This window comes from Paenibacillus harenae (assembly GCF_030812415.1).
GTDB classification, from domain to species: domain Bacteria; phylum Bacillota; class Bacilli; order Paenibacillales; family Paenibacillaceae; genus Pristimantibacillus; species Pristimantibacillus harenae_A.
In genome coordinates, this window is the sequence record NZ_JAUSST010000003.1 from 819,954 (window position 1) to 846,047 (window position 26,094).

The 26,094-nt window shown below is 50.5% G+C and carries 23 protein-coding genes and 1 pseudogene; 17 read left to right on the forward strand and 7 right to left on the reverse strand.

The features are described from left to right. The first annotated feature begins 47 nt into the window (after positions 1 to 47). Both J2T14_RS13795 and J2T14_RS13800 read left to right on the forward strand, forming a co-directional pair. Positions 48 to 3,506, forward strand: a complete 3,459-nt coding sequence (locus J2T14_RS13795; RefSeq protein ID WP_307471612.1) for a glycosyl hydrolase 53 family protein — start codon at positions 48 to 50, stop codon at positions 3,504 to 3,506. 102 nt (positions 3,507 to 3,608) lie between these two features. Beyond that, positions 3,609 to 4,385: a YheC/YheD family protein gene (locus tag J2T14_RS13800; protein ID WP_307471614.1), complete on the forward strand. Its 777-nt coding sequence runs from the start codon at positions 3,609 to 3,611 to the stop codon at positions 4,383 to 4,385. A 90-nt stretch (positions 4,386 to 4,475) separates the two neighbouring features. Here the strand turns inward: J2T14_RS13800 and J2T14_RS13805 are convergent, their stop codons facing one another. Continuing rightward, positions 4,476 to 4,829 carry a winged helix-turn-helix transcriptional regulator gene (locus J2T14_RS13805; RefSeq protein ID WP_307471617.1) on the reverse strand — a complete coding sequence of 118 codons (354 nt, stop codon included), beginning with the start codon at positions 4,827 to 4,829 and terminating at the stop codon, positions 4,476 to 4,478. Positions 4,830 to 4,984: 155 nt separating this feature from the next. Between J2T14_RS13805 and J2T14_RS13810 the strand changes: the two genes are divergently transcribed. The 3 genes from J2T14_RS13810 to J2T14_RS13820 all read left to right on the forward strand — a co-directional run bounded on the left by J2T14_RS13810 (position 4,985) and on the right by J2T14_RS13820 (position 7,702). Beyond that, positions 4,985 to 5,353, forward strand: a complete 369-nt coding sequence (locus J2T14_RS13810; protein ID WP_307206777.1) for a DoxX family protein — start codon at positions 4,985 to 4,987, stop codon at positions 5,351 to 5,353. Between the two features lie 161 nt (positions 5,354 to 5,514). After that, positions 5,515 to 6,039 (forward strand): RNA polymerase sigma factor, encoded by a 525-nt coding sequence (locus tag J2T14_RS13815; protein ID WP_307471619.1) that lies wholly within the window; start codon positions 5,515 to 5,517, stop codon positions 6,037 to 6,039. Beyond that, on the forward strand, positions 6,032 to 7,702 hold the full coding sequence (locus J2T14_RS13820; protein ID WP_307471621.1) for a hypothetical protein: 1,671 nt from the start codon (positions 6,032 to 6,034) through the stop codon (positions 7,700 to 7,702). The genes J2T14_RS13815 and J2T14_RS13820 overlap by 8 nt, the downstream gene beginning before the upstream one ends. 240 nt (positions 7,703 to 7,942) lie before the next feature. Here J2T14_RS13820 and J2T14_RS13825 read toward each other — a convergent pair whose 3' ends face one another. After that, complete coding sequence (locus J2T14_RS13825; RefSeq protein WP_307206783.1) at positions 7,943 to 8,488, reverse strand: hypothetical protein; 546 nt, start codon at positions 8,486 to 8,488, stop codon at positions 7,943 to 7,945. Positions 8,489 to 8,598: 110 nt separating this feature from the next. Here J2T14_RS13825 and J2T14_RS13830 point away from each other — a divergent pair. Next, positions 8,599 to 9,382: pseudogene (locus J2T14_RS13830) on the forward strand (ribokinase). A 175-nt stretch (positions 9,383 to 9,557) separates the two neighbouring features. Here the strand turns inward: J2T14_RS13830 and J2T14_RS13835 are convergent. Beyond that, a complete protein-coding gene (locus J2T14_RS13835) occupies positions 9,558 to 10,472 on the reverse strand; it encodes an ROK family protein (RefSeq protein WP_307471624.1) in 915 nt (304 codons plus the stop codon). A 228-nt stretch (positions 10,473 to 10,700) separates the two neighbouring features. Between J2T14_RS13835 and J2T14_RS13840 the strand changes: the two genes are divergently transcribed. Together J2T14_RS13840 and J2T14_RS13845 are read left to right on the forward strand one after the other, a co-directional pair. Continuing rightward, the gene (locus tag J2T14_RS13840; protein ID WP_307471626.1) at positions 10,701 to 11,969 is read left to right on the forward strand and encodes an MFS transporter; all 1,269 of its coding nucleotides are present in this window, start codon (positions 10,701 to 10,703) and stop codon (positions 11,967 to 11,969) included. Positions 11,970 to 12,055: 86 nt separating this feature from the next. After that, positions 12,056 to 12,661: a hypothetical protein gene (locus tag J2T14_RS13845; protein ID WP_307471628.1), complete on the forward strand. Its 606-nt coding sequence runs from the start codon at positions 12,056 to 12,058 to the stop codon at positions 12,659 to 12,661. A 170-nt stretch (positions 12,662 to 12,831) separates the two neighbouring features. On the opposite strand, the gene J2T14_RS13850 is transcribed toward J2T14_RS13845, so the two are convergent. Both J2T14_RS13850 and J2T14_RS13855 read right to left on the reverse strand, forming a co-directional pair. Further along, the gene (locus tag J2T14_RS13850; RefSeq protein WP_307206793.1) at positions 12,832 to 13,059 is read right to left on the reverse strand and encodes a 3-dehydroquinate dehydratase; all 228 of its coding nucleotides are present in this window, start codon (positions 13,057 to 13,059) and stop codon (positions 12,832 to 12,834) included. 119 nt (positions 13,060 to 13,178) lie between these two features. Beyond that, entirely contained in the window at positions 13,179 to 14,081 is a 903-nt protein-coding gene (locus tag J2T14_RS13855; protein ID WP_307471630.1) for an AraC family transcriptional regulator, read from the reverse strand. A 179-nt stretch (positions 14,082 to 14,260) separates the two neighbouring features. Between J2T14_RS13855 and yicI the strand changes: the two genes are divergently transcribed. The 8 genes from yicI (at position 14,261) to J2T14_RS13895 (ending at position 22,706) form a co-directional block, all read left to right on the forward strand. Further along, on the forward strand, positions 14,261 to 16,585 hold the full coding sequence (yicI, locus tag J2T14_RS13860; protein ID WP_307471632.1) for an alpha-xylosidase: 2,325 nt from the start codon (positions 14,261 to 14,263) through the stop codon (positions 16,583 to 16,585). A 227-nt stretch (positions 16,586 to 16,812) separates the two neighbouring features. Beyond that, positions 16,813 to 17,583, forward strand: a complete 771-nt coding sequence (locus J2T14_RS13865) for a sugar phosphate isomerase/epimerase family protein (RefSeq protein ID WP_307206799.1) — start codon at positions 16,813 to 16,815, stop codon at positions 17,581 to 17,583. A 46-nt stretch (positions 17,584 to 17,629) separates the two neighbouring features. Next, on the forward strand, positions 17,630 to 18,649 hold the full coding sequence (locus J2T14_RS13870) for a Gfo/Idh/MocA family protein (RefSeq protein ID WP_307471635.1): 1,020 nt from the start codon (positions 17,630 to 17,632) through the stop codon (positions 18,647 to 18,649). Positions 18,650 to 18,861: 212 nt separating this feature from the next. Next, positions 18,862 to 19,182, forward strand: a complete 321-nt coding sequence (locus J2T14_RS13875) for a PadR family transcriptional regulator (RefSeq protein WP_307206803.1) — start codon at positions 18,862 to 18,864, stop codon at positions 19,180 to 19,182. Continuing rightward, positions 19,179 to 19,736, forward strand: coding sequence for an HAAS signaling domain-containing protein (locus tag J2T14_RS13880; RefSeq protein WP_307206806.1), 558 nt, complete (start codon positions 19,179 to 19,181; stop codon positions 19,734 to 19,736). The genes J2T14_RS13875 and J2T14_RS13880 overlap by 4 nt, the downstream gene beginning before the upstream one ends. Beyond that, complete coding sequence (locus J2T14_RS13885) at positions 19,733 to 20,683, forward strand: DUF4097 family beta strand repeat-containing protein (protein ID WP_307471638.1); 951 nt, start codon at positions 19,733 to 19,735, stop codon at positions 20,681 to 20,683. The genes J2T14_RS13880 and J2T14_RS13885 overlap by 4 nt, the downstream gene beginning before the upstream one ends. Positions 20,684 to 21,092: 409 nt before the next feature. Then, on the forward strand, positions 21,093 to 21,911 hold the full coding sequence (locus J2T14_RS13890) for a CAP domain-containing protein (RefSeq protein ID WP_307471639.1): 819 nt from the start codon (positions 21,093 to 21,095) through the stop codon (positions 21,909 to 21,911). Positions 21,912 to 22,055: 144 nt separating this feature from the next. Continuing rightward, complete coding sequence (locus J2T14_RS13895; RefSeq protein WP_307471641.1) at positions 22,056 to 22,706, forward strand: 3D domain-containing protein; 651 nt, start codon at positions 22,056 to 22,058, stop codon at positions 22,704 to 22,706. A gap of 63 nt (positions 22,707 to 22,769) precedes the next feature. Here the strand turns inward: J2T14_RS13895 and J2T14_RS13900 are convergent, their stop codons facing one another. Beyond that, entirely contained in the window at positions 22,770 to 23,597 is an 828-nt protein-coding gene (locus tag J2T14_RS13900; protein WP_307471643.1) for a polysaccharide deacetylase family protein, read from the reverse strand. Positions 23,598 to 23,778: 181 nt separating this feature from the next. On the opposite strand from J2T14_RS13900, the gene J2T14_RS13905 reads away from it, so the two are divergent. Further along, on the forward strand, positions 23,779 to 24,597 hold the full coding sequence (locus J2T14_RS13905; RefSeq protein WP_307471645.1) for a hypothetical protein: 819 nt from the start codon (positions 23,779 to 23,781) through the stop codon (positions 24,595 to 24,597). Positions 24,598 to 24,671: 74 nt separating this feature from the next. Here J2T14_RS13905 and J2T14_RS13910 read toward each other — a convergent pair whose 3' ends face one another. Further along, positions 24,672 to 25,937, reverse strand: coding sequence for a methyl-accepting chemotaxis protein (locus tag J2T14_RS13910; RefSeq protein ID WP_307471647.1), 1,266 nt, complete (start codon positions 25,935 to 25,937; stop codon positions 24,672 to 24,674). Positions 25,938 to 26,094 lie beyond the last annotated feature (157 nt).

Genomic DNA, 26,094 nt, shown 5'->3' on the forward strand with positions numbered 1-26,094 from the left:
GCGCGCGGGAACTACAATGAGAGCAATAACCGATAAGGGGGATTTCAATGAAAGCAATATGGCGCAAACGGCTTGTACTGGCAATCATTTTTGTGTTAACGCTTACAACAATTGCGGGGGTTGGCCCAGGCATACGAGTATCCGCGCTAGGAGGCGGGAATCTCGTGCAGAACCCGGGCTTCGAGAGCGGCGATTTGGCGAGTTGGGAAGTGACCGGATCGACTGGGGCAGTTACGGTGAAAAACAGTACGGCAGATGCTCATTCCGGCAGCAAATCGATCAGCTATTGGTTGGGCTCCGATTACTCGTTTAAATTATCGCAGACGATTACAGTAGTTGAGGACGGCATGTATGAATTGCGAGCTTGGGTATCGGGAGGTATCGATATCGATAAGCCGATCACGATAAGCCTGTTCGCCGAAGACTTCGGCAGTGAGACGCTTAACCTGACGGCGGTAAATACGGGTTACGGCAGTTGGGTGCAATATAAGCTTGGAAATATTCAAGTTACAAATGGTCAAGTAACGGTTGGCGTTGATGTCACTGCGGCAAACGGTGCTTGGGGCTACTTCGATGACTTTGAGCTAGTAAGAACGGATGTCGAGCCGGAACCGCCTGTGGATCCGGACGATTTCATCAAGGGCGTAGACATCTCGACGTTGCAGGCTCTCGAGGACAAGAATATCAAGTTCTACGAGAATGGGACCGAGACAGACCTGCTCGATATTCTCAAAAATCATGGCGTCAATTATGTGCGGCTGCGGCTGTGGAACAATCCGATCGAAGCGGATGGATACAACGACAAAGCGCATTTGATCGAAATGGCCCAACGGGTCAAGGCGGCCGGTCTCAAGCTGCTTGTCGACTTCCACTACTCGGACTTCTGGGCCGACCCCGGCAAGCAAGTAAAGCCTGAAGAATGGAAGAATAAAACCTTTGTTGAGCTTCAAACAGCCGTGTACGATTACACGGAAGAAGTGTTGAACGAGCTTGCGTCCGTCCATGCATACCCGGATATGGTTCAGGTAGGCAACGAGATCAACAGCGGCATGTTGCTGCCGGACGGAGCCATTGGCGAATACGAACAGTTAGCTCAGCTTTTAAAGGCGGGCATACAGGGGGTTCGCGATACGACACCGGGCGGCCATGAGACGAAGATTATGCTGCATTTGGCTGAAGGTGGCAATAATGGCGCTTTCCGTAATTTCTTCGATAAAGCTGAGGAAAATGAACTTGATTACGATATAATCGGCATGTCGTATTACCCTTACTGGCACGGAACGTTCCAGCAATTAAAGAGCAATATGAACGATATGGCTGCCCGTTACGGCAAACAAATCGTCGTTGCGGAAACCGCTTATCTGTTCACATTGGACAACGCCGATGAACTAGGCAACATTGCATCGAAGGCGCAGACCGACATTGCCGGCTTCGAAGCATCAGTCGCGAATCAGAAGCTCGTTACAGAGATGGTGCTTAATACGGTAGCGAATGTTGATGGAGGCTTGGGGCTTGGGGCTTTCTACTGGGAGCCGGCATGGCTTGCCGGGGTAGGCTGGACGTCAGGCGAAGGCAACGGCTGGGAGAATCAAGCGATGTTCGACTTTGATGGCCATGCGCTTGATTCCTTGGACGCATTTCTCTATACGCCGGGAAGCATGGGCGAGGCGGCGCCGGTTCTCGTGTATCCATCCATGGGTATGACCACCACGAAGGGCTTGCGCCTTGAACTCCCTGCGACGGCGAACGTGCTCTATAATGAAGGAACAATCCAGGAGACGGCTGTCGTATGGGATGAAGTGGCTAATTCCAAATGGAATACGCCAGGTAGATTCACGATTAACGGCACGGTAGAAGGACTCGAACAAAGGGCTAGCATCGAGATTACAGTTCTTACTTATGCGAATAATGTTAAGAACGGCGGTTTCGAGACGGGAGATTTAAGCGAATGGACGATAACAGGCACTTCTGAAGCCGGTAAGATCGAAGAGAATGCAGGCAATTCACATAGCGGCAGTCACGCATTCAACTATTGGTACGGAACGGATTACGCTTATAAGTTGTCGCAAACAGTCTCTGGATTGCAGGATGGCACTTATACGCTGAAGGCATGGGCATCCGGGGGCGCAGGAGAAACGAAGTTCAGGCTCTTCGCCCAGCGAGACGAAGAGCAAGGACCTCTTGCCGTCGATATCGTCAATGAGGGCTATAACGTTTGGAAGCCATATGCCATCGAAGGCATTGTCGTGAAGAATGGCAAACTGACGATTGGATTTGACGTTGAAGCTCCTGCCGCGACATGGGGATATCTGGACGATATCGAGCTTATAATGACGGCGAAGGCGCCGTCTAATGCAGGCAACGGTTCATCCGGAGCGGATGGTGATTCTGACATCCCTGCAATTAAAATTTCCCGCGATAAGCTGCAGAAGGATGAACAGGGAGACTTCTTGGTACAGCTGCCTGCCAACATCACGTCGGTGGAAATTCCATCAAGCCTGTACTCTGAGCTGGAGCAAGGAAAACTAAAGCTGACCAACGGAACGATGGCGATCGAGATTCCGGCGGCACTATTGACGGAGCTGCGAAATAAGCTCGGCGCTGACGCGGCGGCCGGCACTGAAAGCAGCATTACGATTGCGCTTCAACCGATCGACAGCAGCAAGCTTAACGGATTGTTGTGGCAAAGCAATACGACAATTCCGAATACAGAGGTTAAGCTGCAAGGCGGCGCGTATGACTTCAAGCTGTCGATTCGCAGCGAAGCGGGAGAAGAAGCAACGCTTACGCAGTTCAGCCAACCCATTGTCTTAAGGTTCGCTGCCGCTTCGCCTGCACCTTATACCGGCATCTACTATGTTGGCGATGATGGCAAGCTGACTTATGTGGACGGCATTTGGGCGAATGGCGAGTGGACCGCGGAGATTGAACATTTTAGCACATATGCGCTTCTAGAAGTCGTTAGACGATTCACCGATGTGCCAGCCAAGCACTGGGCATATGATTCGATCACGGAGCTTGCTTCCAAGGACATCGTTCAAGGCGTGACTCCAACGACGTTCGAACCTGGGCGCGCCATAACCCGTGCCGAATTTACTTCGATGCTGGTCGGTGCATTGAAGCCGAGCGGAAGCGGGGCGGCACATAGCTTCGGGGATGTTCCGGCATCCGCTTGGTATGCGCCTTCCGTGAATGCGGCTTTCGAGGCAGGCATTGTCGCAGGCCGCAGCGTAGCAACGTTTGATCCAAGCGCCATTATTTCGCGAGAAGAGATGGCTGTTATGCTCATGAAGGCTTATGAACTTCAAGTAGGAAAGAGCGCAACCTCCGACACGGTTTTGCCATTTGCTGATCTGGAGCAAATAAGCGGCTGGGCGCTGAATGCGGTACGGTCGGCTTATGGGCTGGAATTGTTGAAAGGTAGAAGCGATACGCGTTTTGATGCTCAAGCATCGTTAACGCGCGCCGAGTCGGCTGCTGCCGTATCTCGGGTGCTTGGCAAATAACTGCTAGGTACAGTGGCGGATTCAATGTTTTTTTGATGCCTATATGCGTTCGCACAAGTGTACCGGGGATTTGTCACATATGGTAGCATGAGGTGAATTTCCATGTTCGTTAAAAGGTACAAGAGTCGCAATATCAGCGGAAAGCTTAAAGTGAGCAAGCTGTTGAGAGCCGATCCGAAGCTGAGATCGATGATCCCGCACACGGAATCGTTCCATTTAAATAATCTGAGCTCGATGGTGAAGCGGTTTAAGAAGGTGTATATTAAGCCTAATACGGGATCGCAAGGGATAGGCATCTTCAACCTGACGAAGAAGGACGGCGGGCTGACGTTGAAAGAAATCGTCAACCGAAAGCAGCTTGTCCATCATTATCGTACGGTTAAGGATGCGTATCATCGGATCAAGTCGAAATCTTCGGGCAAAATGGTTATCCAAAAAGCGATTAAACTCGATAAAGTGAACGGCAAGCCTTACGATATTCGAGCCATGGTGCAGCGCATGCCTGGCGGGTCGTGGACGTTCAGCGGTTTTCTCGTGAAGGTAGGAGCGAAAGGCAAGATCGTTACGAATTACTATCAGGGCGGCGTTATTTATACGCTGCGGAAGCTCGGACGCAAGCAAGGTCTGTCGGCATCCCGGTCAGCCGCGCGGAAAAGGGAGTTGACTTCCAAGGCATTAAAGATTGCAAAGAGCTTAAGCAAGCATCGCGCCGGCATGCACGAGATGGGCATCGACTTCGCCTACGATAAGCGGCAGCATCTGTGGGTGTTGGAGGTCAATTCCAATCATCCGCAATTCCGCCCGCTTAAGAAGCTCGATCCGAAGGCGTATGCCAAGATGAAGCGGTTCGCGCGAAGCTATGGACGGAAGGACGATTAAGCAAAAAAGGAATGTTCGCAGAGCCAACGCACATGCCGAACATTCCTTTTTGTATGCAAATATTGCATGAGATGAATATAGTCGAGTGTTCTAACAGCCGGAGTTTTTCTCCGTACATTCGCCCTCGGGCGGTTTCTCGATCCATTGATTCGCCCAGCTTGCAATATCAACGAACAGCGGAGTGAGCGCTCGCCCCTTTTCGGTAAGGGAATATTCGATGCGTACCGGAGTCTCCGGATAAACGTCGCGCTTTACGAGTCCTTCTAGCTCGAGCTCCTTGAGACGGTCCGAAAGCACCTTGCCGCTTAAGTTCGGCAATGATTGGTCGATATGAGTAAAGCGCTGGGGTCCGGGCAGCATCTGATAAATAATGAAAGCGACCCAGCGTTTGCTTAGCAATTCTATCGCTTTTTCGAACTGAAAGCACATCGGTCCATGCTCCATACGAATCACCTCTTCTCTTGTACATTATAAACGGTCCAAGCTGGAGAAACAATGTGAGCAAACGTACGCGACGCACTTGACGAAACCTGATGAATAATATAAACTAAATTACATAAAGTAACCAAGTTAATTCAAGTAATGAGGAGAATGCTATTATGAATATTGCATTATGGGTAGCACAGATTTTGCTTGGCTTCATGTTTGTGATGGCTGGCTCAATGAAGACGTTTAATCACAAGAAGGTGAAGGAAACGATGTCATGGGCGAAGAACGGTTCAACAGGCTACATTTTATTCGTTGGCCTATCCGAGCTTCTCGGCGGTCTAGGCCTTCTGCTGCCAGGGGCGCTTGACATTGCACCCGTCCTTACGGGCATCGCGGCAATCGGCATCGCCATCATTATGGTGCTTGCTATCGCATTCCATGCGAAGCAAAAGGAAACGCAAGCGATCGGCATGAACGTCGTACTATTGCTACTCGCCTTATTCATTGCCGTTGGCCGACTCGGCATTGAGCCGTTTTAATCTAACGTAACGACTAGGCCCGCTCTAACCGATAAACCGTCTAGCAGGATCTTGTATCCTCGTTGGGCGGTTTTTTTGTGCCGGCGATTAGAAAAAAACGAACCGGAACGAGGGTTTGATTGTCATAGATGCAACAACACACACGGAGGTGAACGACTTAAATGAGAACGGACGCGGAGCTGTTCGAGACGTACAAACGGCTCGTCTACCGGATATGCTTCGGCATGATGCAAAATAAGGCCGATGCGGAGGATCTGTGCCAAGAGACATTCGTAAAGGCGCTGCGCGAGGACCGAAGCGATGTAATGCATGAGAAATCATGGATCATTCGAATCGCAATCAACCTGTGCAACAATCAATTGAAGCGTAATTCCAAGGGACGGTATAAGGAATTGGTTGCTTATGTTATGTCACGGACGGTACATACCGAGGGCGTGGAACAACGATTCGAGCGGAAGGAGCGGGCGATGGAGATCGATGATTACTATGCTGCGCTGCCGGTGAAGATTAGATCGGTTATGACCCTTAAATACGTAAGCGAACTAAGTGTGCAAGAAATTGCCCATACGCTTGGCATTCCTGTTGGAACGGTAAAGTCGCGGTTAAATAAAGGACTGAATGTGCTGAGGAAACGTTTGGATAAGGAAAATCGAGTCGCGGTGAAGGGAGAGGAATGCCTTGATTAATTCGATGGAGGATCAAATCAGGTTTATGCTGAGACAAGAGCGCCAGGAACTGAACGATGATCCTGATTATGATGCGATGTGGCGAAGAATCGAGAGTAAGCTGTCGAGTTCGATCGCTTCGGATGACGTTATGACAAGTGCACGGGTGAAGAAACCTCTAGCTGTCAAAATCATTCCTATAGCGTGCGCAGCTGTTCTATTGGCTGCCGCTCCAGCTATGGCAGGCGTCACGATTGACTGGGGAGCATTGTGGAGAGGGGAGAGCATTAGCGATGCCATCTCCCATGGATTAGGGGAGGAGCTTCAAGAGACCGTAGTGAGCGGCAATATTCCTTTCACGATTACAGGTGTGGCAGCCGACGATTACTTTATGAACGTATTGTTTCAGCTCGATCTCCCACCGCTAGCAGACAATGATTACATCGTCTTCGAGAGTGTTCAGTTAACAAATAAAGAAGGGCGAGAATTTGGAGTTGAATCGCAGCTTCGAGCGGACGCTTCAGCAACTGACTCGTTAATCGGAGTGTTTCAAGCAGAGAACAAGCTGGGCGGCAACAAAGAGCATTACGATTTGAAAGTTAACAATCTGAAGCTATACAAATATAGAAGCTTCCCGCTTGGCGTGAATCCGCTGGATGCTCTTCACCAGCCATTTGCATTGCCTTATGCCTTAGGAACCGAATCAGGTCTCGAAGTCACTAACGTAATTAGAAGCAAAGGAAAGCTTGTGATCACATACGAGATCGATCCAGTGAGTCATGGGGAATGGCAGCCGGCTGCGTTATCGATCTTGACGGGCAGCGGGGATTCCGTTGGAGAGGAGTTCGGCGTTGTACTTCGAACAGTGCCGAACGGTCGCGTCGTGAAGCAAAGTACATTCGTTCTGTCGGATGCGGAGCTTGCAGATGCAGAGCTGGCCGTTACGACGGCGGAAGTCGTTAGCGAAGTGAAGGCGGAATGGCGCTTCTCCTTCAACGTTGATCGCAATGACTCATTAGAAGCGATCTACGTTAACCGATTGAATGAAGCAGTCACAACAAATGATGCGCTGATGAGATTTAAGGAGCTCGTTGTGACGCCGATCGATATCCGACTGCCGTTCGATGAAGATCCGGCTAAAAGTGCAGGCGGAGCACCGTACCCAAGAATTGAATATGAGAAGCAATCGCTTATCATCGATGGTCTTGAGGTTGAAGGCTGGCTAGGTACGCCGGATTTGAATAATCGTTACTTCAGCTTCCAGCCCCCTGAGTGGTATGACGATTGGTCGCAAGTTCCCATAACGCTTAAGCTTTCCGAGAGGCTGGTAACGGATCTCAATGACAAGACGAGTCTGATCGCTCTTCGAGCGCCGTCTTCCGAAAGGCAACGGGCTGAAACCCGGATTGGTTCGTTTAAGCTCCATATCGATTATTATATGGATGGTGACGACTTGATCACGGAGACATCGTCTGAAGATCGAAGATTTAGAAGCGTAACACCTTATTTATACGATGAAGGCAAAAAGATCGTGCCGCAGTTCAATCCGGCACCGCCAAGCGGCAACGGGACGGGCATACAGGTTGATCGGTACACGTCCGCTCCTAAAGGTGATTTGGAGCTAAGGATATTATTGTACGAGTGGTCCGATCCTGATGCTTCCACGGAGCTAAATCTTCAATAACATAGCGGATAAAAAAAGTAACTGGAATTTCTACCGTTAATTGTCCGGACTTAAGCGAATGGCCGAAATAGCTCCAGTTTCTGGCGCTATTTCGGCCGAATTTACAACGAGATTGAAATAAGGGCAGCATTAACGGGAGTTTTTCCGGTTAGTTGATGAAAATGCTTCTACTAAGAAATAGTAGCAGGAGTTTTTACATGTAAATGAGGTCAAGGGACCGGCGGAGACTTCTGGAACTGGCTATTGCGCCTTCGTTTTCTCCTTGCGCGGGGATACCGTGTAGTTAAAGCTGATTATAAAATCGACAGCGAGCACGATCGACCAAGTACGGAGCGTTCCGAGCAGTGCCTCCGTCCGGTCGGCGTCATCGACAAACAAGATCATGCCGTAGAGGATTGCGGAGCCGATCGCCCAAGCGAGCAAATGATGGAGCCAAGCGTTACGTTCGTATGCGGCATGCTCTCTACCGTATTTTGGCTTGCCGACCGGAGCGGGGCCTCCAGCGAATCGATGCGCGAACCTTTCATCGGCCCAACGGATCATCCGATGCCCGAAGGCGATCGATACGCCGATATAGATAGCTGCAACGCCGTGCATCACTGTCGCTACTGCGCCGTCTCTCAAATCGGTTACGGCAGCAATAACAAGCGCCAAATCGATTAATGGCGTGCATATGAGCAGAAAGGCGCCGACCTTGGGCAGCTTGAAAACGTATCTGAACAGCAGGCCTGCAAGCACGAACACCCAGAAACCGATCTCGCAGCCGATAATAAATGCGGTTATCATGTAATAGATGACTCCTTTTGATAAAATAGTATCAAGCGGTTATCACTCATACGTATGTGGAAGGGACTGGGTTTCCGATGAAGCATATCCTTGTTGCAGGGAGCATCAATATGGACGTCGTTAACCAGGTGGAGCATTTTCCCCAGCCTGGCGAAACGATTGCAAGTAAGGGCAATGATTTCATTCCGGGGGGCAAAGGCGCGAATCAAGCTGTCGCTGTTGCGCGTGCGGGCGGAAACTGCACGATGGTCGGCGCCGTTGGCGACGATCCGTATGCGGATTCGCTTATTGCATCGCTTCAAACCAAGGGTGTCGACACGAAATTGATTTTGCGCAAGGATGGCGTCTCGGGCATTGGCGTTTATTACCGTCAAAAGCGAAGGCGAGAATCATATTGTGCTGTCCAAAGGGGCAAACGGCAAGTTGGCCGAAGCCGATGTTGCCGAGGCGATAAATGATTGGTCCGCGGTAGAGATCGTATTGCTGCAAAACGAGATTCCGTGGGAAACGACCGAATCCGTCATCCGAGGCGCAAACGCGGGCGGAGCGCGCGCCTTATTCAATCCGGCGCCCGCGATACGCATTCCGGACGAGCTGTTCACGAATATCGATACGCTTATTGTCAATGAAACGGAAGCTCGAGTTATTACCGGTATTCCCGTATCTGATCCGATTTCCGCGGAGAACGCCGCGAATTGGATCATCGGCAAAGGGGCGGCAAATGTTATCGTAACGCTTGGCGAGAAGGGGAGCCTGCTCCTTGGCCGACAATGCCCGGTTAACCACGTTCCCGCATTCCGCGTGAAGGCTGTCGATACGACAGCGGCAGGGGATACGTTCATCGGCGCATACGCCGCAGCTAAGCCGAGGGAATGGAGGCAGCGCAAGCGTTGATTTTTGCCGGAGCGGCCGCTGCGCTCGCGGTGACGAAAGCAGGCCCGCAATCATCTATTCCTTCAAGGGAAGAGATTGAGTCGTTCCTTCAGAACGGATAGTCTATCGCAGGCAAAAAATAAGAAGGCGAATCGGAGGAGTCGTACGGACTCCAGCAGATTCGCCTTCTTGCTTATTAATATGGCTGCTGAACTAGCGCAGCGGCGCCGATGAGGCCGGCGTCCTGTTGAAGTTGGGCAGCAACGATGACCGTCTCTCTGCCGGACGGATTGAGAGCATGCTTCGCAACATACGATCGGACGGCATCGAATAATGGCGTGCCGACTTGCGAGACGCCGCCTCCGATAACGATTTTGTTCGGATCGAGCATATTGATCAGCGATACGCAGCCCATGCCGATATAGGCAAAGACGCGATTCACAAGCTCTGACATCTGAGTGTCTCCTTGCGATGCAAGCTCGAAGGCTTCCTTCGAGGAGACAGGGCGGCCGAGCAGCTCCGTCGCTTGGCGCGTAATGGCTGTGCCGGAGGCGATCCATTCCCAGCAGCCAGGCAGGCCGCATGTGCACGTGCCGGCGGCAGGATCGACAATCATATGGCCGACGTCGCCCGCATTGCCGGTTGCGCCGGTGAGCAGCTTGCCATGCAAGTAGATGCCTGCGCCAATACCGGTGCTGATCGTTACAAAAACGAAGTGATCGGTATCTTGCGCTGCGCCAAGCCACTTCTCTGCCAGCGCCGCTGCGGTTGCGTCGTTCTCCATCTTGATTGGGAGGGGGAGATGCGACTTCAGCTCGTCAACGACGGAGAAGCCCCACCAGCTCTTCAAGTTAGGCGGACAAGTGAGCGTGCCGTTCTTCGTATCAAGCGGACCGGGCGCTCCAACGCCGATGCCGGATACGCCGTCTAGTGCTATGTTGTGCTGCTCGCCGAGCAGCTTGACTTCGTCTGCAATACGCGCGATCATCACGCTTGGCTCGACGGATAAGTCGGTCTGGAGCGAGCTCTTGGCCAGCACCCGTCCTTGCTCATCAACGAAGCCTAAAGCGATCTTCGTTCCCCCGATATCTATTCCGATTGCGATGCTCATGAAATTCCCTCCGTATAAAGGTGTATGCGATTTCAAAGAAAGTCTATCATACTCTAGCAGGATAAGCCATTCTATTACCGATAACTTCACCTGTACATTTGGCTAACGGTGTAGTAATATCCAATCAAATGATGTGCTAGAGAGAGGATCCCTTGCGGCGCAGGGGATCCTCTCTCTATGCCCGCAATTCTATCCTACTAACTAACTAGAGAAGAAGGAATATGCCACATGGAACCCGCAGCTAACAGCAACCGCCGTATCGTCCGCTTAGGCATGCCGATGAGCAATAGAGTATGGCGCAATGCCCGGATCGATTTTGGGGCGACGAGTTTTTTCAGCTTATTCAATGTTGTCATTAATCAATTTTATGTCGCATTTGCCATCCAGCAAGGCGCAAGTAATTTGCAAGTCGGACTGTTGACCGCTGCGCCGGCGGTTGGGCTGCTCTTCTCGCCATTGTGGGCGACATGGATTGAGAGGGCGAATAATCCGAAGCCGTTCGTCGTGATCCCCAATGCGATCGGCAGATTGTTGTTATTGCTGCCAGCCTTTTTCGCTTATCCTTCGGTATATGTAATTGTCGCCATTCTGTTTCAATTGTTGATGGGCATTCAAGCTCCGGCATATGCCGCGCTCTTGTCGCGAATGTATCCGGCCGATCTGAGAGGCAGACTGATGGGGTATGTGCGTGTGGTAATGGGCATTATTATGATTCCGCTGGCCTACTTGGTTGGAAGCTGGTCCGAGGCCTTCGGTCCATCGGGACCGCTTATCGCGGCATCGATTGCCGGTTTTCTGTCAATCGGAATATTCAATACGCTTAAGCTTCGGAAGCAGGGAGCGGGAGAGGTTTCGAAGTCCAAGCTGCAGAGCGAGCCGGGAGTGAAGGCAAGCCGCTTTTCGCTGCGTGAGCAATGGGAGCTCGTTAAGGGAAATCGCATGCTGGCTGTCTTTCTTTGCGCCACTACGCTCTCGGGTTTCGGTAATATGCTTGCGAGCCCGCTGTACCAAATCATTCAAGTCGATGTACTGGAGATGTCGAATATTCAGATCGGTTATGCCCGCGTCGCTTACTTCACGGCGCTGCTGCTGACGTTCTGGATTGCGGGCTGGATGATCGACCGCATCGATATTAAATATACGCTTGTGATCGGTATCGGAGCGTATGCCGTCGTGCCGCTGCTGTATGGCGTCTGGGAAGCTTACCCGTCCGTTCTTATTGGAAACTTCATTCAAGGCATTGGTGAAGCGATATGGGATATCGGCATTCTTTCCTTCGTGCTCAAGCTCGCCCCAGGCAAAGAAGCGAAAGTATTCGGCATCCATCTCATGCTGTTCGGCTTCCGGGGAACGATTGGGCCGCTTTTGAGTACGACGCTCTCGAACAACTTATCGATGTCGTCTTTGCTGATCGCCGCCTCAATCTGCGGGTGGATCGGAACGCTGCTATTCTTATGGGGCAACCGTGATCGGAAAAGAAGTCTGCCGCTGCGTTAAGACAAGCGCTTGCTTGTTCATCTTTGGTTCATATTGCAGTGCTACAATGCCGTCACATGAGTAGGCAGAAGGAGTGGAACAACAATATGAACATGAGTTGGAAATGGGCAGTAGGAGCGTTGTCGCTAGCGGTAGTTCTTATAGGCTGCGGGGCGAAGGAAGAAGCCGCAACACAGCAGCAAAATCAGGCGCAAACGCAAGGCGGAACGCAGCAAAGCAGCGGGGGAGGCGGCGGCGGGCCTCAAATGGGGATGCAAGCCGACCTGATGGGCAAAGTAAAATCGATTGACGGCCAGACGATTACGGTTTACAAATCGAACATGACATTCGGAGGAGACCGCGGCCAAGGCGACGGCACGGGTCAAACCCCGGAAGACGGTCAGCCTGCAGAAGGCGGCGAAATGCCGCAGCCGCCAGCCGATGGCGGGCCTGTGAATATGGACGATATGTTCAGCGACGAGACGACGACGATTCAATTAACGGACTATACGAAGATCTTATCGGTTACGTTCGAGAACAACGAGATCGTCGAGAAGACTGTAACGCTTGCCGATCTGAAGGTGGACGACATTTTGTCGATCAACCTGAAGGACGACACATTGGAAGCGGAATCGATCACGATCAGAACAGGCGGCTTCGGCGGCGGAGGCGGGAGACAACGTCCGAACGAGCAGCAACAACAATCGTTATAGGGGACATACGAACGCCGTCGATGAAAGAGCCTTTCTCATCGACGGTTATTTGTTATAACTTGAAAGTTAATGAATCAACTTCAAAGTAGATCGAACACGACAAAAAAAGACAAGCATCGGACCGCTCGGTCCGGATGCCTGCCTTCGGGAATACGTAGTAAGCTGCTTCATTAATATAAAGAAATGGTTAGCGTATCCCGTTCAGATAACGAATGAAGAGTCGCTTCGCTGCCGACGATTTCAACGCTAATCAATGACTTGATACATGTCTTTAGGGCGTTCTTGCCGGTTGTAAGCTTGCGGTTCAATACGGCGGACAGTTTTTCAATGGCTTGTTTATTTGTATCGGTTAAATAGACTGGGATCGTTTTATTTTGAAATAAAAGCATCGTTTTCATTGCGTGGACCTCCATCCTGATCTGCAATTTTTCATAAGTGTAACGCATAATTATTAAATAATTCTTAAAAAAGAATGAGCAATAGGTTACAATCTTGTAACTTTTGCAAAATTGCTGCATTACGTGTCGCTTCCCGTCCGTTCTTTGCGGAACTGGGAAGGTGTACACTTCATCGTTTTGCGAAATACTTTAACGAAGTAGCTGATATGTTCGAAGCCGACATCGAACGCAATCGCCGATATTTTGCGCTCCGGCTCCAGCAGCAGTTCCGTCGCTTGCCGTATTCGATAAGCATTCAAGTATTCAATCGGCGTCTGTCTCGTCATCGTCTTGAAGAAGCGGCAGAACTGGCCTTCGCTCATTGGAATCTGATCGGCGAGCTCCGCGATCCGAATCGGACGATGAAAATGGTGCTGCATGTAAAGGATAACCGTCTTCAAGCGGTCAATCTTGGTCGAGTCGGCATTGCTCGTCTCGCTCCGATTAACGAAGCGCTGCCCGGAGCATATTTCATGAAGCATGAAATAAAGCCTTCCTTTAATGGCGATTTCGTACCCGCTTTGCTGCTTATCGTATGCCTCCATCATGCCTTGCAGATGAGAGAGCAGGGAGCGCTCCCATTCGGTTGCCGCCGTAATATGCCTAGGGAAGGTACGCTTCTTCTCGAGCAGCGGAGTCACATATTTCTCCTGAACGGCATCGAAGCTGCCGCTCGCAAGCATATGGGTGTCGAATACGATTGCGCAATATTTGCAGGTGGAGTCATTAAGCGCATGACCCGCATGAATGTCTCCGCCATCGATGAACACCGCTTCCCCGGCTCGGACCGGAAAATAATCGGTGTCGACCTGGAACAGCACCTCACCTTCAAGCACGCAAAAAAATTCAGCCTCCGCATGCCAGTGACAATCGAGAATCGGAGCTCCGGGCTCGTCCCGTTCGACCCAATAAGCGGCTAGAGGGAACATATTATTGCCGTGAAGCCGGTCTTCCTTCAAGGAATGACGCGTTGTTTGGTCCATTCGGCTCTCCTTTGCGTTGCTTATGTGCTTCTGGCCACCGTAAATCATGTGGATTCATCAAAATAGTGCTATAGATGAGCATTATTCTGTTAGTTGTATCTTAATGTTATCAGTATAATGCAACTATACAAGAATGCAATACCATACTAAGAGATCCATGTAGAAAGGTTGGTTCGATCATGAAATTTACTGACGGCAACTGGCTTATTCGGGAAGGCTATGACGTGCTTGGCGCGGTCCAAGTCCATGACTTTGAACAACAGGACGGCAAACTGATCGCTTACGCATCGCCGCGTCCGATTTTAACGCGTTCCAATATGCTTGATACGATGCTGCTTACCGTGCAGTTTCATTCTCCGCTTCCTGGCGTAATCGGCGTTAAGCTCATCCATCATGCGGGAGTCGTAGATCGCGGACCGGCATTCGAGCTATCCGCGCAAAGCGGCAGCCATGCGGTGATCGAGGAGAACGAGAACGAGGCCGTATTGACGAGCGGCAGCTTGAGCGTCCGCATCCGCAAAGGCCCGGAGTGGGCAGTCGATTTCTACCGCGGCTCGGAACGCATTACGGGCAGCACGCAAAAATCGATGGCTTATATCACGGAGAAAAACAACGGCGCATTCATGCGCGAAGAGCTTGATCTTGGCGTAGGCGAATGGGTATACGGCCTGGGCGAGCGCTTCACGCCGTTCGTCAGAAACGGTCAAGTCGTCGATCTGTGGAACAAAGACGGCGGGACGAGCTCGGAACAATCGTACAAAAACATTCCTTTCTATATTACGAACAAAGGCTACGGCGTATTCGTGAATCATCCGGAGCTTGTATCGTTCGAGGTAGCTTCGGAGAAAGTAAAAAAGGTTCAATTCAGCGTCGCGGGCGAATCGCTTGAGTATTTTGTCATCGACGGTCCTAGCATGAAGGAAGTACTCGGCAAGTATACGGATCTGACAGGCAAGCCTTCGTTGCCGCCGGCCTGGACGTTCGGCCTGTGGCTGACGACGTCGTTCACTACGAACTACGACGAAGCGACGGTTAATTCCTTCGTTGACGGCATGGCAGAACGCGATTTGCCGCTTCATGTGTTCCACTTCGACTGCTTCTGGATGCGCGAGTTCCATTGGACCGACTTCAAGTGGGATGAGCGTCAATTCCCGGATCCGGTCGGCATGCTTGCGCGCTTGAAGGAGAAGGGCCTTAAAATTTGCGTATGGATCAACCCGTACATCGCGCAGCGCTCCCGTCTGTTCGAGGAAGGCAAACAAAACGGCTATTTGGTTAAGAAGCCTAATGGCGACGTATGGCAATGGGATCTATGGCAGCCAGGCATGGCGCTTGTCGACTTCACGAATCCGGCTGCTTGCGAATGGTATGCGGGTTATCTCCGCGACCTCGTCGATATGGGCGTTGACAGCTTCAAGACCGACTTCGGCGAGCGTATCCCGACGGACGTCGCGTACCATGACGGCTCTGATCCCGTTAAAATGCATAACTTCTATACGTACCTCTACAATAAAGTCGTGTTCGAGGTGCTCGAAGAGAAGCTTGGCAAGAACGAAGCGGCGCTGTTCGCGCGTTCCGCAACGGCTGGCGGACAGAAGTTCCCGGTTCACTGGGGCGGCGACTGCTATGCGGATTACGAGTCGATGGCGGAAAGCCTCCGCGGCGGCTTGTCGCTAGGCATGTCCGGCTTCGGCTTCTGGAGCCATGACATCGGCGGCTTCGAGAGCACGGCTCCTGCGCATGTGTTCAAGCGCTGGCTGGCATTCGGCTTGCTATCAAGCCATAGCCGTCTGCATGGCAGCAAATCGTACCGCGTGCCTTGGGCGTATGACACGGAAGCCGTTGATGTTACGCGCCACTTCACGAAGCTGAAGAGCCGCATCATGCCATACCTGTTCAATACCGCCGTACAAGCGACCGAGCAAGGCGTTCCTTCGATGCGCGCCATGGTTCTTGAATTCCCTGAAGACCCGACAAGCGAACAGCTTGACCGCCAGTACATGCTTGGCGATTCGCTGCTCGTTGCGCCGATCTTCAATGAAGCGGGCAAAGTGACGTATTACTTGCCAGAGGGCAAGTGGACGCATATGCTGTCCGGCGACATCGTGGAAGGCGGCAAATGGTTCAAAGAAACGTACGACTTCTTCAGCTTGCCATTGTTTGTCCGTCCGAACTCGATCATTGCTCTTGGCGCGAACGACCTTCGCCCGGACTACGATTACGCGGACGACGTACAGCTTGAATTGCATAATCTGGCGGATGGCCGTACAGCTGAAACGATTGTACGCGATCTTAAAGGATTGCCTGAGCTTACGATTTCCGCTTCAAGAAGCGGCAATACCATCTCATTCAAACTGAAGTCTAGCGGCAAGCCGTTCTCGCTTTCGCTCAAGGGTCTTGGCACGATTGCTTCTGTTAATGGCGTATCGGCCGAAGTGGAAGGGGCAGTCGCTCGCTTCTCTGCTGGAGCCGCGGAAGCATCGTTTACAATCACGATCCAATAATTCTATTGCTGCCGCCTAAGTGCGGCATGATCCCCCTAGCATTAGTCTGCGACAGCGGATGCTGCTTGGGGGGTCTTTTATTATTGGACATGCATTTACCAAAATCGCATATAAAAATGCTAATAAGATAGCTGTTTTTATGAAGGGACAATATATATAATGGAAAACGTAAAGCAATACGCACAAACATGAACACAAAATGAAAATATAAAAGGAGTGCTACTCGTATGACACGACTCAATATCGGTTTACAGCTTTATACGCTGCGCGATGTACTGGCTGAAGATTTTGAAGGCACGCTTCGCAAGGTAGCCGCGCTTGGTTATGAAGGCGTCGAGTTTGCAGGCTACGGCGGCATGGAAGCGGAGGCGCTGCGCGACTTGCTTCAAGAAATCAACCTGAAAGCAATCGGGTCGCATATCGGTTTGCACCTGCTTGAAGGAAACCTGGATGCGGAAATTGCCTATTTGAAAACGATTGGGGCGAAGTACGCGATCTGCCCTTGGCTGCCTGTCGAAGCTCGCGATACGGAAGCATGGCGCAGCCATCTCGTCAAATTCGAAGAGTATGGGAAGCGGTTCCAAGCAGAAGGCATCGATTTTGCTTATCATAACCATGATTTCGAATTCGAAGTGGAGATTGACGGCCAAATCGTATTCGACGCTCTGTACGAGCGTATCGATCCGAAGTTCTTGAAAGTGGAGATGGATATCGGCTGGGTACAATATTCCGGCGTAGATCCGCTTGCTTATATTGCGAAATACGCAGGACGCTTGCCGCTGCTTCACCTGAAAGACTACCGCGGCGGCGAGAAAGGCCAGCAAATCGATACGGTTGAGCTTGGCCGCGGCGACTTGCCGCTTGTGCCGATCATTGAAGCTGCCGAGAAAGCCAGCGTGGAATGGCTGATCGTAGAGCAGGATAGATGCGCTAACCCGCCGCTTGAATCGGTCTCCGAAAGCATGGAATGGATTAAAACCAACTATTTGAACAAATAGGCGATATCTCGTCAAATTAACTTATATGATAGGCAGGGGAAACTTAATGTCCAAAATTCGTGTAGCAGTCATTGGTTGTGGTTCCATCTCGAAATACCGTCATATCCCGGAATATGCGTCTAACCCGAACGTAGAGCTTGTTGCATTCGTTGATCCGATCATCGAGCGCGCACAGCACTATGCAGATCTGCATGGCGCCAAAGCTTTCGCCGATTATGAAACGATGCTTGCTGAAGTAAAACCCGACGCGGTAAGCGTGAATACGCCAAACGCGCTTCATGCTCCGATGTCCATTAAGGGTGCTAACGCCGGCGTTCACGTTCTTGTCGAGAAGCCGATGGCAGTGACAGACGAAGAAGCGGCTGCAATGATCGAAGCTGCCAAGAAAAACAACGTACATCTTATGGTTGGCCAAAACCAACGTTTCATGCCTCCTCATGTGAAGGCGAAGCAAATTCTTGAATCCGGCATCCTAGGCAAAGTGCTTACGTTCCGTACTTCCTTCGGACATCCGGGTCCGGACAACTGGAGCATCGACGGCGCAAGCAGCTGGTTCTTCCGCAAGCCGGAAGCGATCATGGGCGCAATGGGCGACCTTGGCGTGCACAAGTCCGACCTGATCCGTTGGATGCTGAACGATGAAGTTTCCGAGATCGCAGCTTTCGTAGGTACGCAGCACAAAGACACGGACGTAGATGACAACGCGGCATGCTTGCTTCGCATGAAGAGCGGAACAATGGGAACGCTCGTTGCAAGCTGGACTTACTACAAAGGCGAAGACAACAGTACGATCCTATGGTGCGAAAACGGCGTTATGAAGATCGGAACGCATCCTGACGATCAAGTTATCGTGGAGCTGCGCAACGGTACCGTCGAGAAGCACAAAGTAGGCGCAATCTCGACGAACGACAAGCAAGAATCGAGCGGCGTTATCGATGCATTCATCGACAGCATCGTGAACAACACGACTCCTGCCGTAACGGGCGAAGACGGCCGCGCGTCGCTCAAAGTTATTTTGTGCGCATTCGAATCGCAAGCTACAGGCAAATTCGTTAGCGTTAACTAATCGCTTCAAATAGCAATTACCACCGTCATTGGGCATCGGCCTCGTGACGGTGGTAATATTTTTCAATCACTATCTTGCATTGTAGAATACTACATGGTATTGTATAGTTACTGACCAAAGCAGAAAATGATATATACTTGCGATCTACTATTCTACATTGATGAATACCAAGCTATATTCAGTACATGCGTCGAGCAATTGGAGGATACGGAATGAACATTCAGTTTAAGAAAGGCGTACTCGAGATATGCGTCCTGGTTTTAACGACTAGAGGCGACCGCTACGGCTACGAGCTTGCCGTCATGATCTCGGAGAAATTCGAACTCGCCGTCGGCAGCGTCTATCCTCTGCTTAACCGGCTAACGCAAGAAGGTTACTTTTCCACATACTTGAAGGAATCGACCGAAGGACCGCCGCGCAAATATTATCATCTGACGCCCGAGGGCTGGGGTCATATGCGGATGCTAATTGCGGAATGGAATTCGTTCACGAAAGCAGTCAACGAAATCGTAGAGGATGGATTGAGGCCATGATGACGAAACAGTCTTATATGAACGAGCTGGATAGACTGCTCAGGAATGTGTCGGAAGAGCAGCGGAAGGAATGGCTGTACGATTATTATTTACACTTCGAGCAGGCGGCGCAGAACGGTCGTAGCGAGGAAGAAGCCGCTCTTGAGCTTGGCGATCCAAGGCAGATCGCCGGCGAGCTGCTGCTCGGTTACCGGGTGGAACAGGCCGAGTCGAGCAAAAACTATAGAGGACTGTCGCGTGCCGTGTTCGCAACGGTTAGCCTCGGATTGTTCAATTTGATCTTCATCATCGGGCCTTATGTCGCGTTGGCGGCCGTACTTCTTTCCTTATGGGCTGTTGCGGCAGCCATTGCCGTGGCGGGCTTAGCAACCATAGTGGATAGCTTCTGGGTGGAGACTTTCACGAAACCGCAGGCATTGTCGCTTGCGCTTATATGCTGGGCGTTATCCATCCTGCTAGCGATCGGACTGAAGTTCTTAACAAGTAAGTTCTATGCGATGACTTTGAAATATTTGAAATTCAACACGCGTGTCGTTAGGGGGAATTCGAAATGAAGAAGCTAGCGGCGTTAGCTGTCATTATGTTGATTGCAGGAACTATCGGCGTCTTTATGACCTTTAATATACAAGATCTGAAAACGTTCGGAACGGAACCCGTTATGATCGAGAAAACGATTGATCCTTCTGCAGTCCATAACGTAAAAGTCAATTCGGATAGCCTTGATATCGAGTTCAAACGTAGCGCATCGAACGATATCAAAGTTAGTCTGGATGGCCGGGCAAGCAAAAAATATGTGGATCGGTTCGTACTGGCGACGGGAGTTGTAGGCGACACGGCAACGATTCAAGCAAGTTATAAGGATACTTTTATTGTCGGATTCAATATTGTGGATGTCGACATGATCGTGGAGCTGCCGGATCGGCTATGGGATCGTATCGAGGTGGATTCGAAGCACAGCGATATCGAAGTCGAGCATTTGGCGGCGAAGGATGCCGTTATTACGTCAGGAAGCGGCGATATACAAACGGAAGAGCTTCAGGCGGAAATAGCAAAGCTGAGGACGGATCACGGTGATATAGATCTTGAGAATGTATCCGGCGACAGCGTGGAACTGACGAGCAGCAGCGGCAATATTAAGCTTGAAAGCTACACGATTGGGCAATTGAATATTCATTCCGACCATGGGAATATTACGATCGAGGATGGAGTTGGCATTGTCCAAGGAAGTACGAAGAGCGGCAATATTCGATTTAACGCGAAGGAAGTCAACGATAACCTATCGTTGGTAACAAGTCATGGCAACATCCGTATCGAAGCGGAGAGACAGCCGGAATCTGCGGAGATTGTATTGAAGCACGAGCATGGCAACCGGGATGTTGATTGGGAAGGAATCGAGACTTCGGTCGATAGAGGGCATGCATTTAGCGGCAAGCTCGGGGGTGGCAAAGTTAAGATCGAAGCCGAGTCCGAGACGGGCAATATCAAGCTAGGAATCGACTAAATAGGGACGAAAAGAAGCATGCATGCGGTCAATCCGTATGTATGCTTTTTGTTCTGTTTTAGTGTTTATTCACGTAAAAACGGGCTAAAATCGCAAATTAGCATATTCTCATAAAGCAGTGATAGTACGGATTTGACCGTTATTTTAAGAGAAATGGAAGTTTTTGTGTCATGAAACGCTAAAAACCCCATGTTAAGATAAGTGGCGTCAGGGATGAACGATGCGATACAAAACACAGGAAAACAAAGCGGATGCTTACGAAGCGAGTTTTGCTTCATTGCATTACGCAAAACAAAGCGGATGCTTACGAAGCGAGTTTTGCTTCATTGCATTACGCAAAACTAAGCGGATGCTTACGAAGCGAGTTTTGCTTCATTGCATTACGCAAAACTTTTAGGAGGATGAAATCATGAAGATGCAACCAATACGTGTAGGTGTCGCCAGCATTATCGCAGCAACGATGATCGGTGCGGGTGTTTCGGCTCAAACGGCAGGTGCCGCACCTGTAGTGAAGACGAACTCCAATGTTCAAACATATGCACTGAATAAAGACGCGATTAACCAAATCGCGAACAAATATGGAATTGACCTTAGCAATATCGATCTGGGCAAGATTCTGTTCAGCGGATGTACAATTACGCTTCCATCGACTGGCGGCAATACGGGAACGGTAACAAACCCAGCGCCAGCACCAACAGCGAAACCGGTCGTAACGCCAGCGCCAACAACGAAGCCGGTCGTAACGCCAGCGCCAACAGCGAAGCCGGTCGTAACGCCTGCTCCTACGGCGAAACCAACGACAAAACCGACAACAACACCGGCTCCGACAGCAAAGCCGACAACAGCGCCAAGCACAGGCCTCAGCGCGTTCCAATCGCAAGTCGTTGATCTTGTTAACCAAGAGCGTGCCAAAGCAGGCCTTTCCGCTCTGAAAAGCGACACTTTGCTGACGAAGGTAGCTACCGAGAAAGCTCGCGATATGGACGTAAACAACTACTTCAGCCATACATCGCCGACATACGGCTCGCCATTCGATATGATGCGCCAATTCGGAGTGACTTATTCCTATGCGGGTGAGAACATCGCATCCGGCCAACGTACTCCGCAAGAGGTTATGACAGCATGGATGAATAGTTCAGGCCACCGTGCCAACATTTTGAACGGCAGCTTTACGAAGATCGGCGTTGGTTACGTGAACGGCGAATGGGTTCAAATGTTCATCGGCTAATGAATGAAGTGCAGTAATGAATGCCCGTTATTGACGACAGGGGCGCATCCGCCTCTGTCGTTTTTATTTACACGAAATGAGAGCACATACTTCGAGCATGACAATAATACTTAGCGCATCGCATTGCGTAAGGAGGATTTCGTCTTGAACAAAACACTGATTGCTGCAGCCGTCGTCGGAATATCCGTCCTATTTGCATCCAGCTCCGTTAATGCCGCGGCCAAGACACATATAGCTGGCGATAGCACGACCTTCTGGAAGCTATCCAAGAAATACGAAGTATCCATTGATTCTTTGATGAAAGCTAATCCGAACGTTAAACCGTCGAACATCTACAAAGGTCTTAGACTGACGATTCCAGCTGCGGACAAGAAAGCTGCATCGGCGAAAACAGCTGCTATGCTGTCCGCAAATGATACCGCCAAAGCGGCATCTGCTCCTAAGGTAACGGCGCTAAGCGGCAAATCCTTTACGTATTCCAAGTCGCTTCTTGTGAAAGCCACGGCCTATACGGCTGCAGCTTCCGAGAACGGCGGATGGGCTGGTCTCGATTACTTCGGCAACAGTCTGAAGGTAGGAACGGTTGCGGTCGATCCGAAGATGATTCCACTCGGAACGAAGCTATACGTAACCGGTTATGATTACAACGGTCTGCCGCAGGGCGGCATGATCGCAACGGCAACCGATGTCGGCGGCTCGATCAAAGGCAATCGAATCGATATTTTCGTATCAGACAGCCAAAGCAAAGCATTGAAATTCGGCATTCAGCAAGTGAAGATTTATATATTGGAATAGAACCGATTGTTGAAAGCAATGAAAGAAGGCAAACCCTTGGAGCGAAATAGGGTTTGCCTTCTTTCATTGTATAGGCCGATCTGCCGACTTGCCGAGCAGCTCCGGCAGGGTGACAAGCTCGTAGCCTTTGCTCTGCAATAAACCGATAAGCTGCGGCAATGCTTTGATTGTGCCCGAGAGATCTTGTCCCTCGCCGCCGCCTGCATGCTGCAATATGATCGAGCCGGGCTGAAGCGTCTTCTTGATGTTGCGTATGACGACGGTACTCGTGCTGTTCTTCCAATCGACGGAATCGACATCCCAATTCACGATCGTATACCCAGCCAGCTTGCTCCATCTTACCTGCTGCGGCAAGAGCTCGCCGTATGGAGGGCGGAAAAAGCGCGGGGAATAGCCGACTATGTTCTTAATGATGGCGTCGGTACGCCATATTTGCTTGCGGTATCCGCTTAGGGATAGCTTGGACATGACCGCGTGATCGTAAGAATGATTGCCGATCGTATGGCCTTCACGCTGAATGCGCTGCACAAGCCGAGGATGCTTCTGCGCGCGATTGCCAACAATGAAAAACGTTGCGCACACGTCATGTTGGGCCAAAATATCCAGGATGGCCGGCGTATATCTCGGGTCGGGCGCATCATCGAAAGTAAGAGCCACTCTTTTTTCGTTGCGCGGCCCGTTCAGCACATAAGCGCCGGGATATTTTTTCTGCAGCTTAACCCACGACATATCGTCCTTGCGTTGCTGCACCGGGTTCTGCTTGGGCTTGCCGAATGCATAGGTGCTTGATGCGGAAGACGACGATTGAAATTCTACGGCGATAGGAAGCAATAAACATAGGATGAGAAGGACAGCCGATTTCATTGCCATATGGAGTCGTTGTGTACGCATTAAGCTTCAGTCCCCGATCATGTATTGAGAAACAAGCAATGCGGCTAGTTTTCCCGCCCTTTTATTTTTCATTCGCGTTGTCAATCAGAGAAAGAGAGGATATAATGAAAACGATTATCATGTGCAATCAATCGTAATATAGCGCTAATCGGCGCTTATTTATAGGTGAGGGATGGATCTGATGATGGATGAGGCGATTGTTGCTTTATTGGATGAAGAATTTAACTTGGCTGTTCACGATAAACCGAGCATCCTGTTCAGTTGCGATGCAACTGAATTGTTGAACGAATATAAAATGAAGCAAGTTCTTGAACGATATACGCCGCTGGTGAAAGGCAAAGACATATCAGTAGGCGAAATTTATATGGCGGGCTGGTTTAGAGGCCCGATGCTTGGCATGCTGTATATGCTGTCGGCTTGGAACAGAACGCTTGACCTGTCCCTTGAAAATATTCAGTTCCAAGTGCACGAAGCCGTCTATCAGGATCGCAAATATGTAAGCTGCGGATTGAAGCTGAAGAATGCTGATTGGATCAGCGGTCCCGAAGATGAGGAAGAGCAGGAGACATGGATTACACAGTCGCTTGGCGATTACTTTGCTCATACGGTGAGACCGATATACGAGACGATCGAAAGGGCTGGGACGCTCAAGAGCTCGATGCTTTGGGGACAATTGCCGACCTCGCTGGCTTATGGCTACGACCGTTTGATGGACTCCGACGAATGCGAGTCTGTTAAACGCAAGGCGGAAGGCAACTTTAAGCTGGCCAAGGAGCTGGATCCGGCTTTGTTCGGAAGAAGCAAAAATCCGTTAGCCGTTCCGTTCCGCATGACGGAATCGCTTCAGGATCCTAACAAACAGGTACGAATGAAGTCCTCCTGCTGTTTGTACTACTTGGTCGACGGCGGCTACTATTGCTTTACTTGCCCGCGCATGAAGGAAAGCGAGCGGGACAGCCGGCGCGAAGCTTATCGATTGGAGAAGCAAGAGCAGGTATAGTTTCATTAATAAAGCCCCGCAGTGGATCGCGTCTTATCGCGGACACTACGGGGCTTTCGATTGTGAATAACGGTTTATTTCACTTTGAATACTTGAATCGTCCGCTGAAGCTGCGTAGCCATCGTGAGCATGCGCTCGGTTTCGTTAACGACCGCTTGTACGGAAGTAATCTGCTCGTTCATCGAGGCGGATACTTGCTCAGTGCCTGCTGCGGACTGCTCCGTAATCGCCGAAATGTTCTGAATGGCATCGGATATTTTGCGAGCGCCCTCAAGCATCGAATCGCTTTCCTGCGCGAAGGCATAGATTTGTTCGGTAATGAATTGAACGCTTTGAACGATGTCCACGAATACGAGTTCCGATTCGCGAATCCGCTCGGTCTGCATATGTACAACCTCTTCGTTGGCCTTCATATTGCTTATCGTCTGCTTAATGCCTTCATCAATGCTCTTCACAAGCGTGAATACTTGCTTCGTCGAAGAAGTCGATTCCTCCGCGAGTTTGCGCACCTCTTGCGCGACGATCGCGAAGCCTCTGCCATGCTCTCCCGCTCTCGCGGCCTCGATAGAGGCGTTAAGCGACAGCAGGTTCGTCTGCTCGGCCAGGTCGGAGATCGTCTTCGTGATGGCCGATATGCCTTGCGCCTTGCGGGCAAGCTCCTCGATCGTCATCGATACTTTGGCCGTTGCCTCTACGTTGCGGCGCATGCCTTCGGACTGCACTTCAAGCGCTTGACGCCCTTTCTCGACAAGTTGGAGCGTATGCTCGGAACGGTTGTTCATTTCCTTCGTAGCGTTCGCGTACGACGATACTCTCATCTCGATCTCCGTAATCGATTCGCTCATATCCGCGACATCCTCGGATATTTCATTCGCCCCGGTAGCCAGCTCATTGGCGGAAGCAGCAACTTGCTCCATCGCAATCTTGATATTGGAGTTCTTGTCGAAGATGCTTCGGCTTGTATCTGACACATGGCGGGTAATATTGGACGTCTCGGTCAAAATGTCCTTGAGCTTGTCGATCATCCCGTTGAATGCATGTCCAAGCTCGCCTAAAGCTGCCGATGAACTCATGTCGATCTTCTGCGTAAAGTCGCCTTTGGAAATGCGGAATGCCGTGTTCGACATTTCGTCAAAAGAATGATTGATCGCCTTTTCAATAAAAGAAATGAGCGGGTACGCGACAATGGCAATAACAATGGTAGCGATAATGCCTCCAATTACCGATCCGCCGGAAAATTGCAAAATAAGCAACATCGCAATAGCAAAGATCAATAAGTTGAAGTAAACCGTAATCAAAAGTTTCTTTCGTACAGACAACGAATAGTACCATTGGCTCATAATGTAAGCGCTCCTTTTTTAAGATTATCCATATTATAGCACCGGTCTCGAAATAGGTCTATAATTGTCGATTCCGAAATTCATCTCTTTTTTTCGAGTGAAAATAGCGCAAAAGGTTGTTCGGAAAATACTAATCGTGTTTTCGGTGATTGAAAAT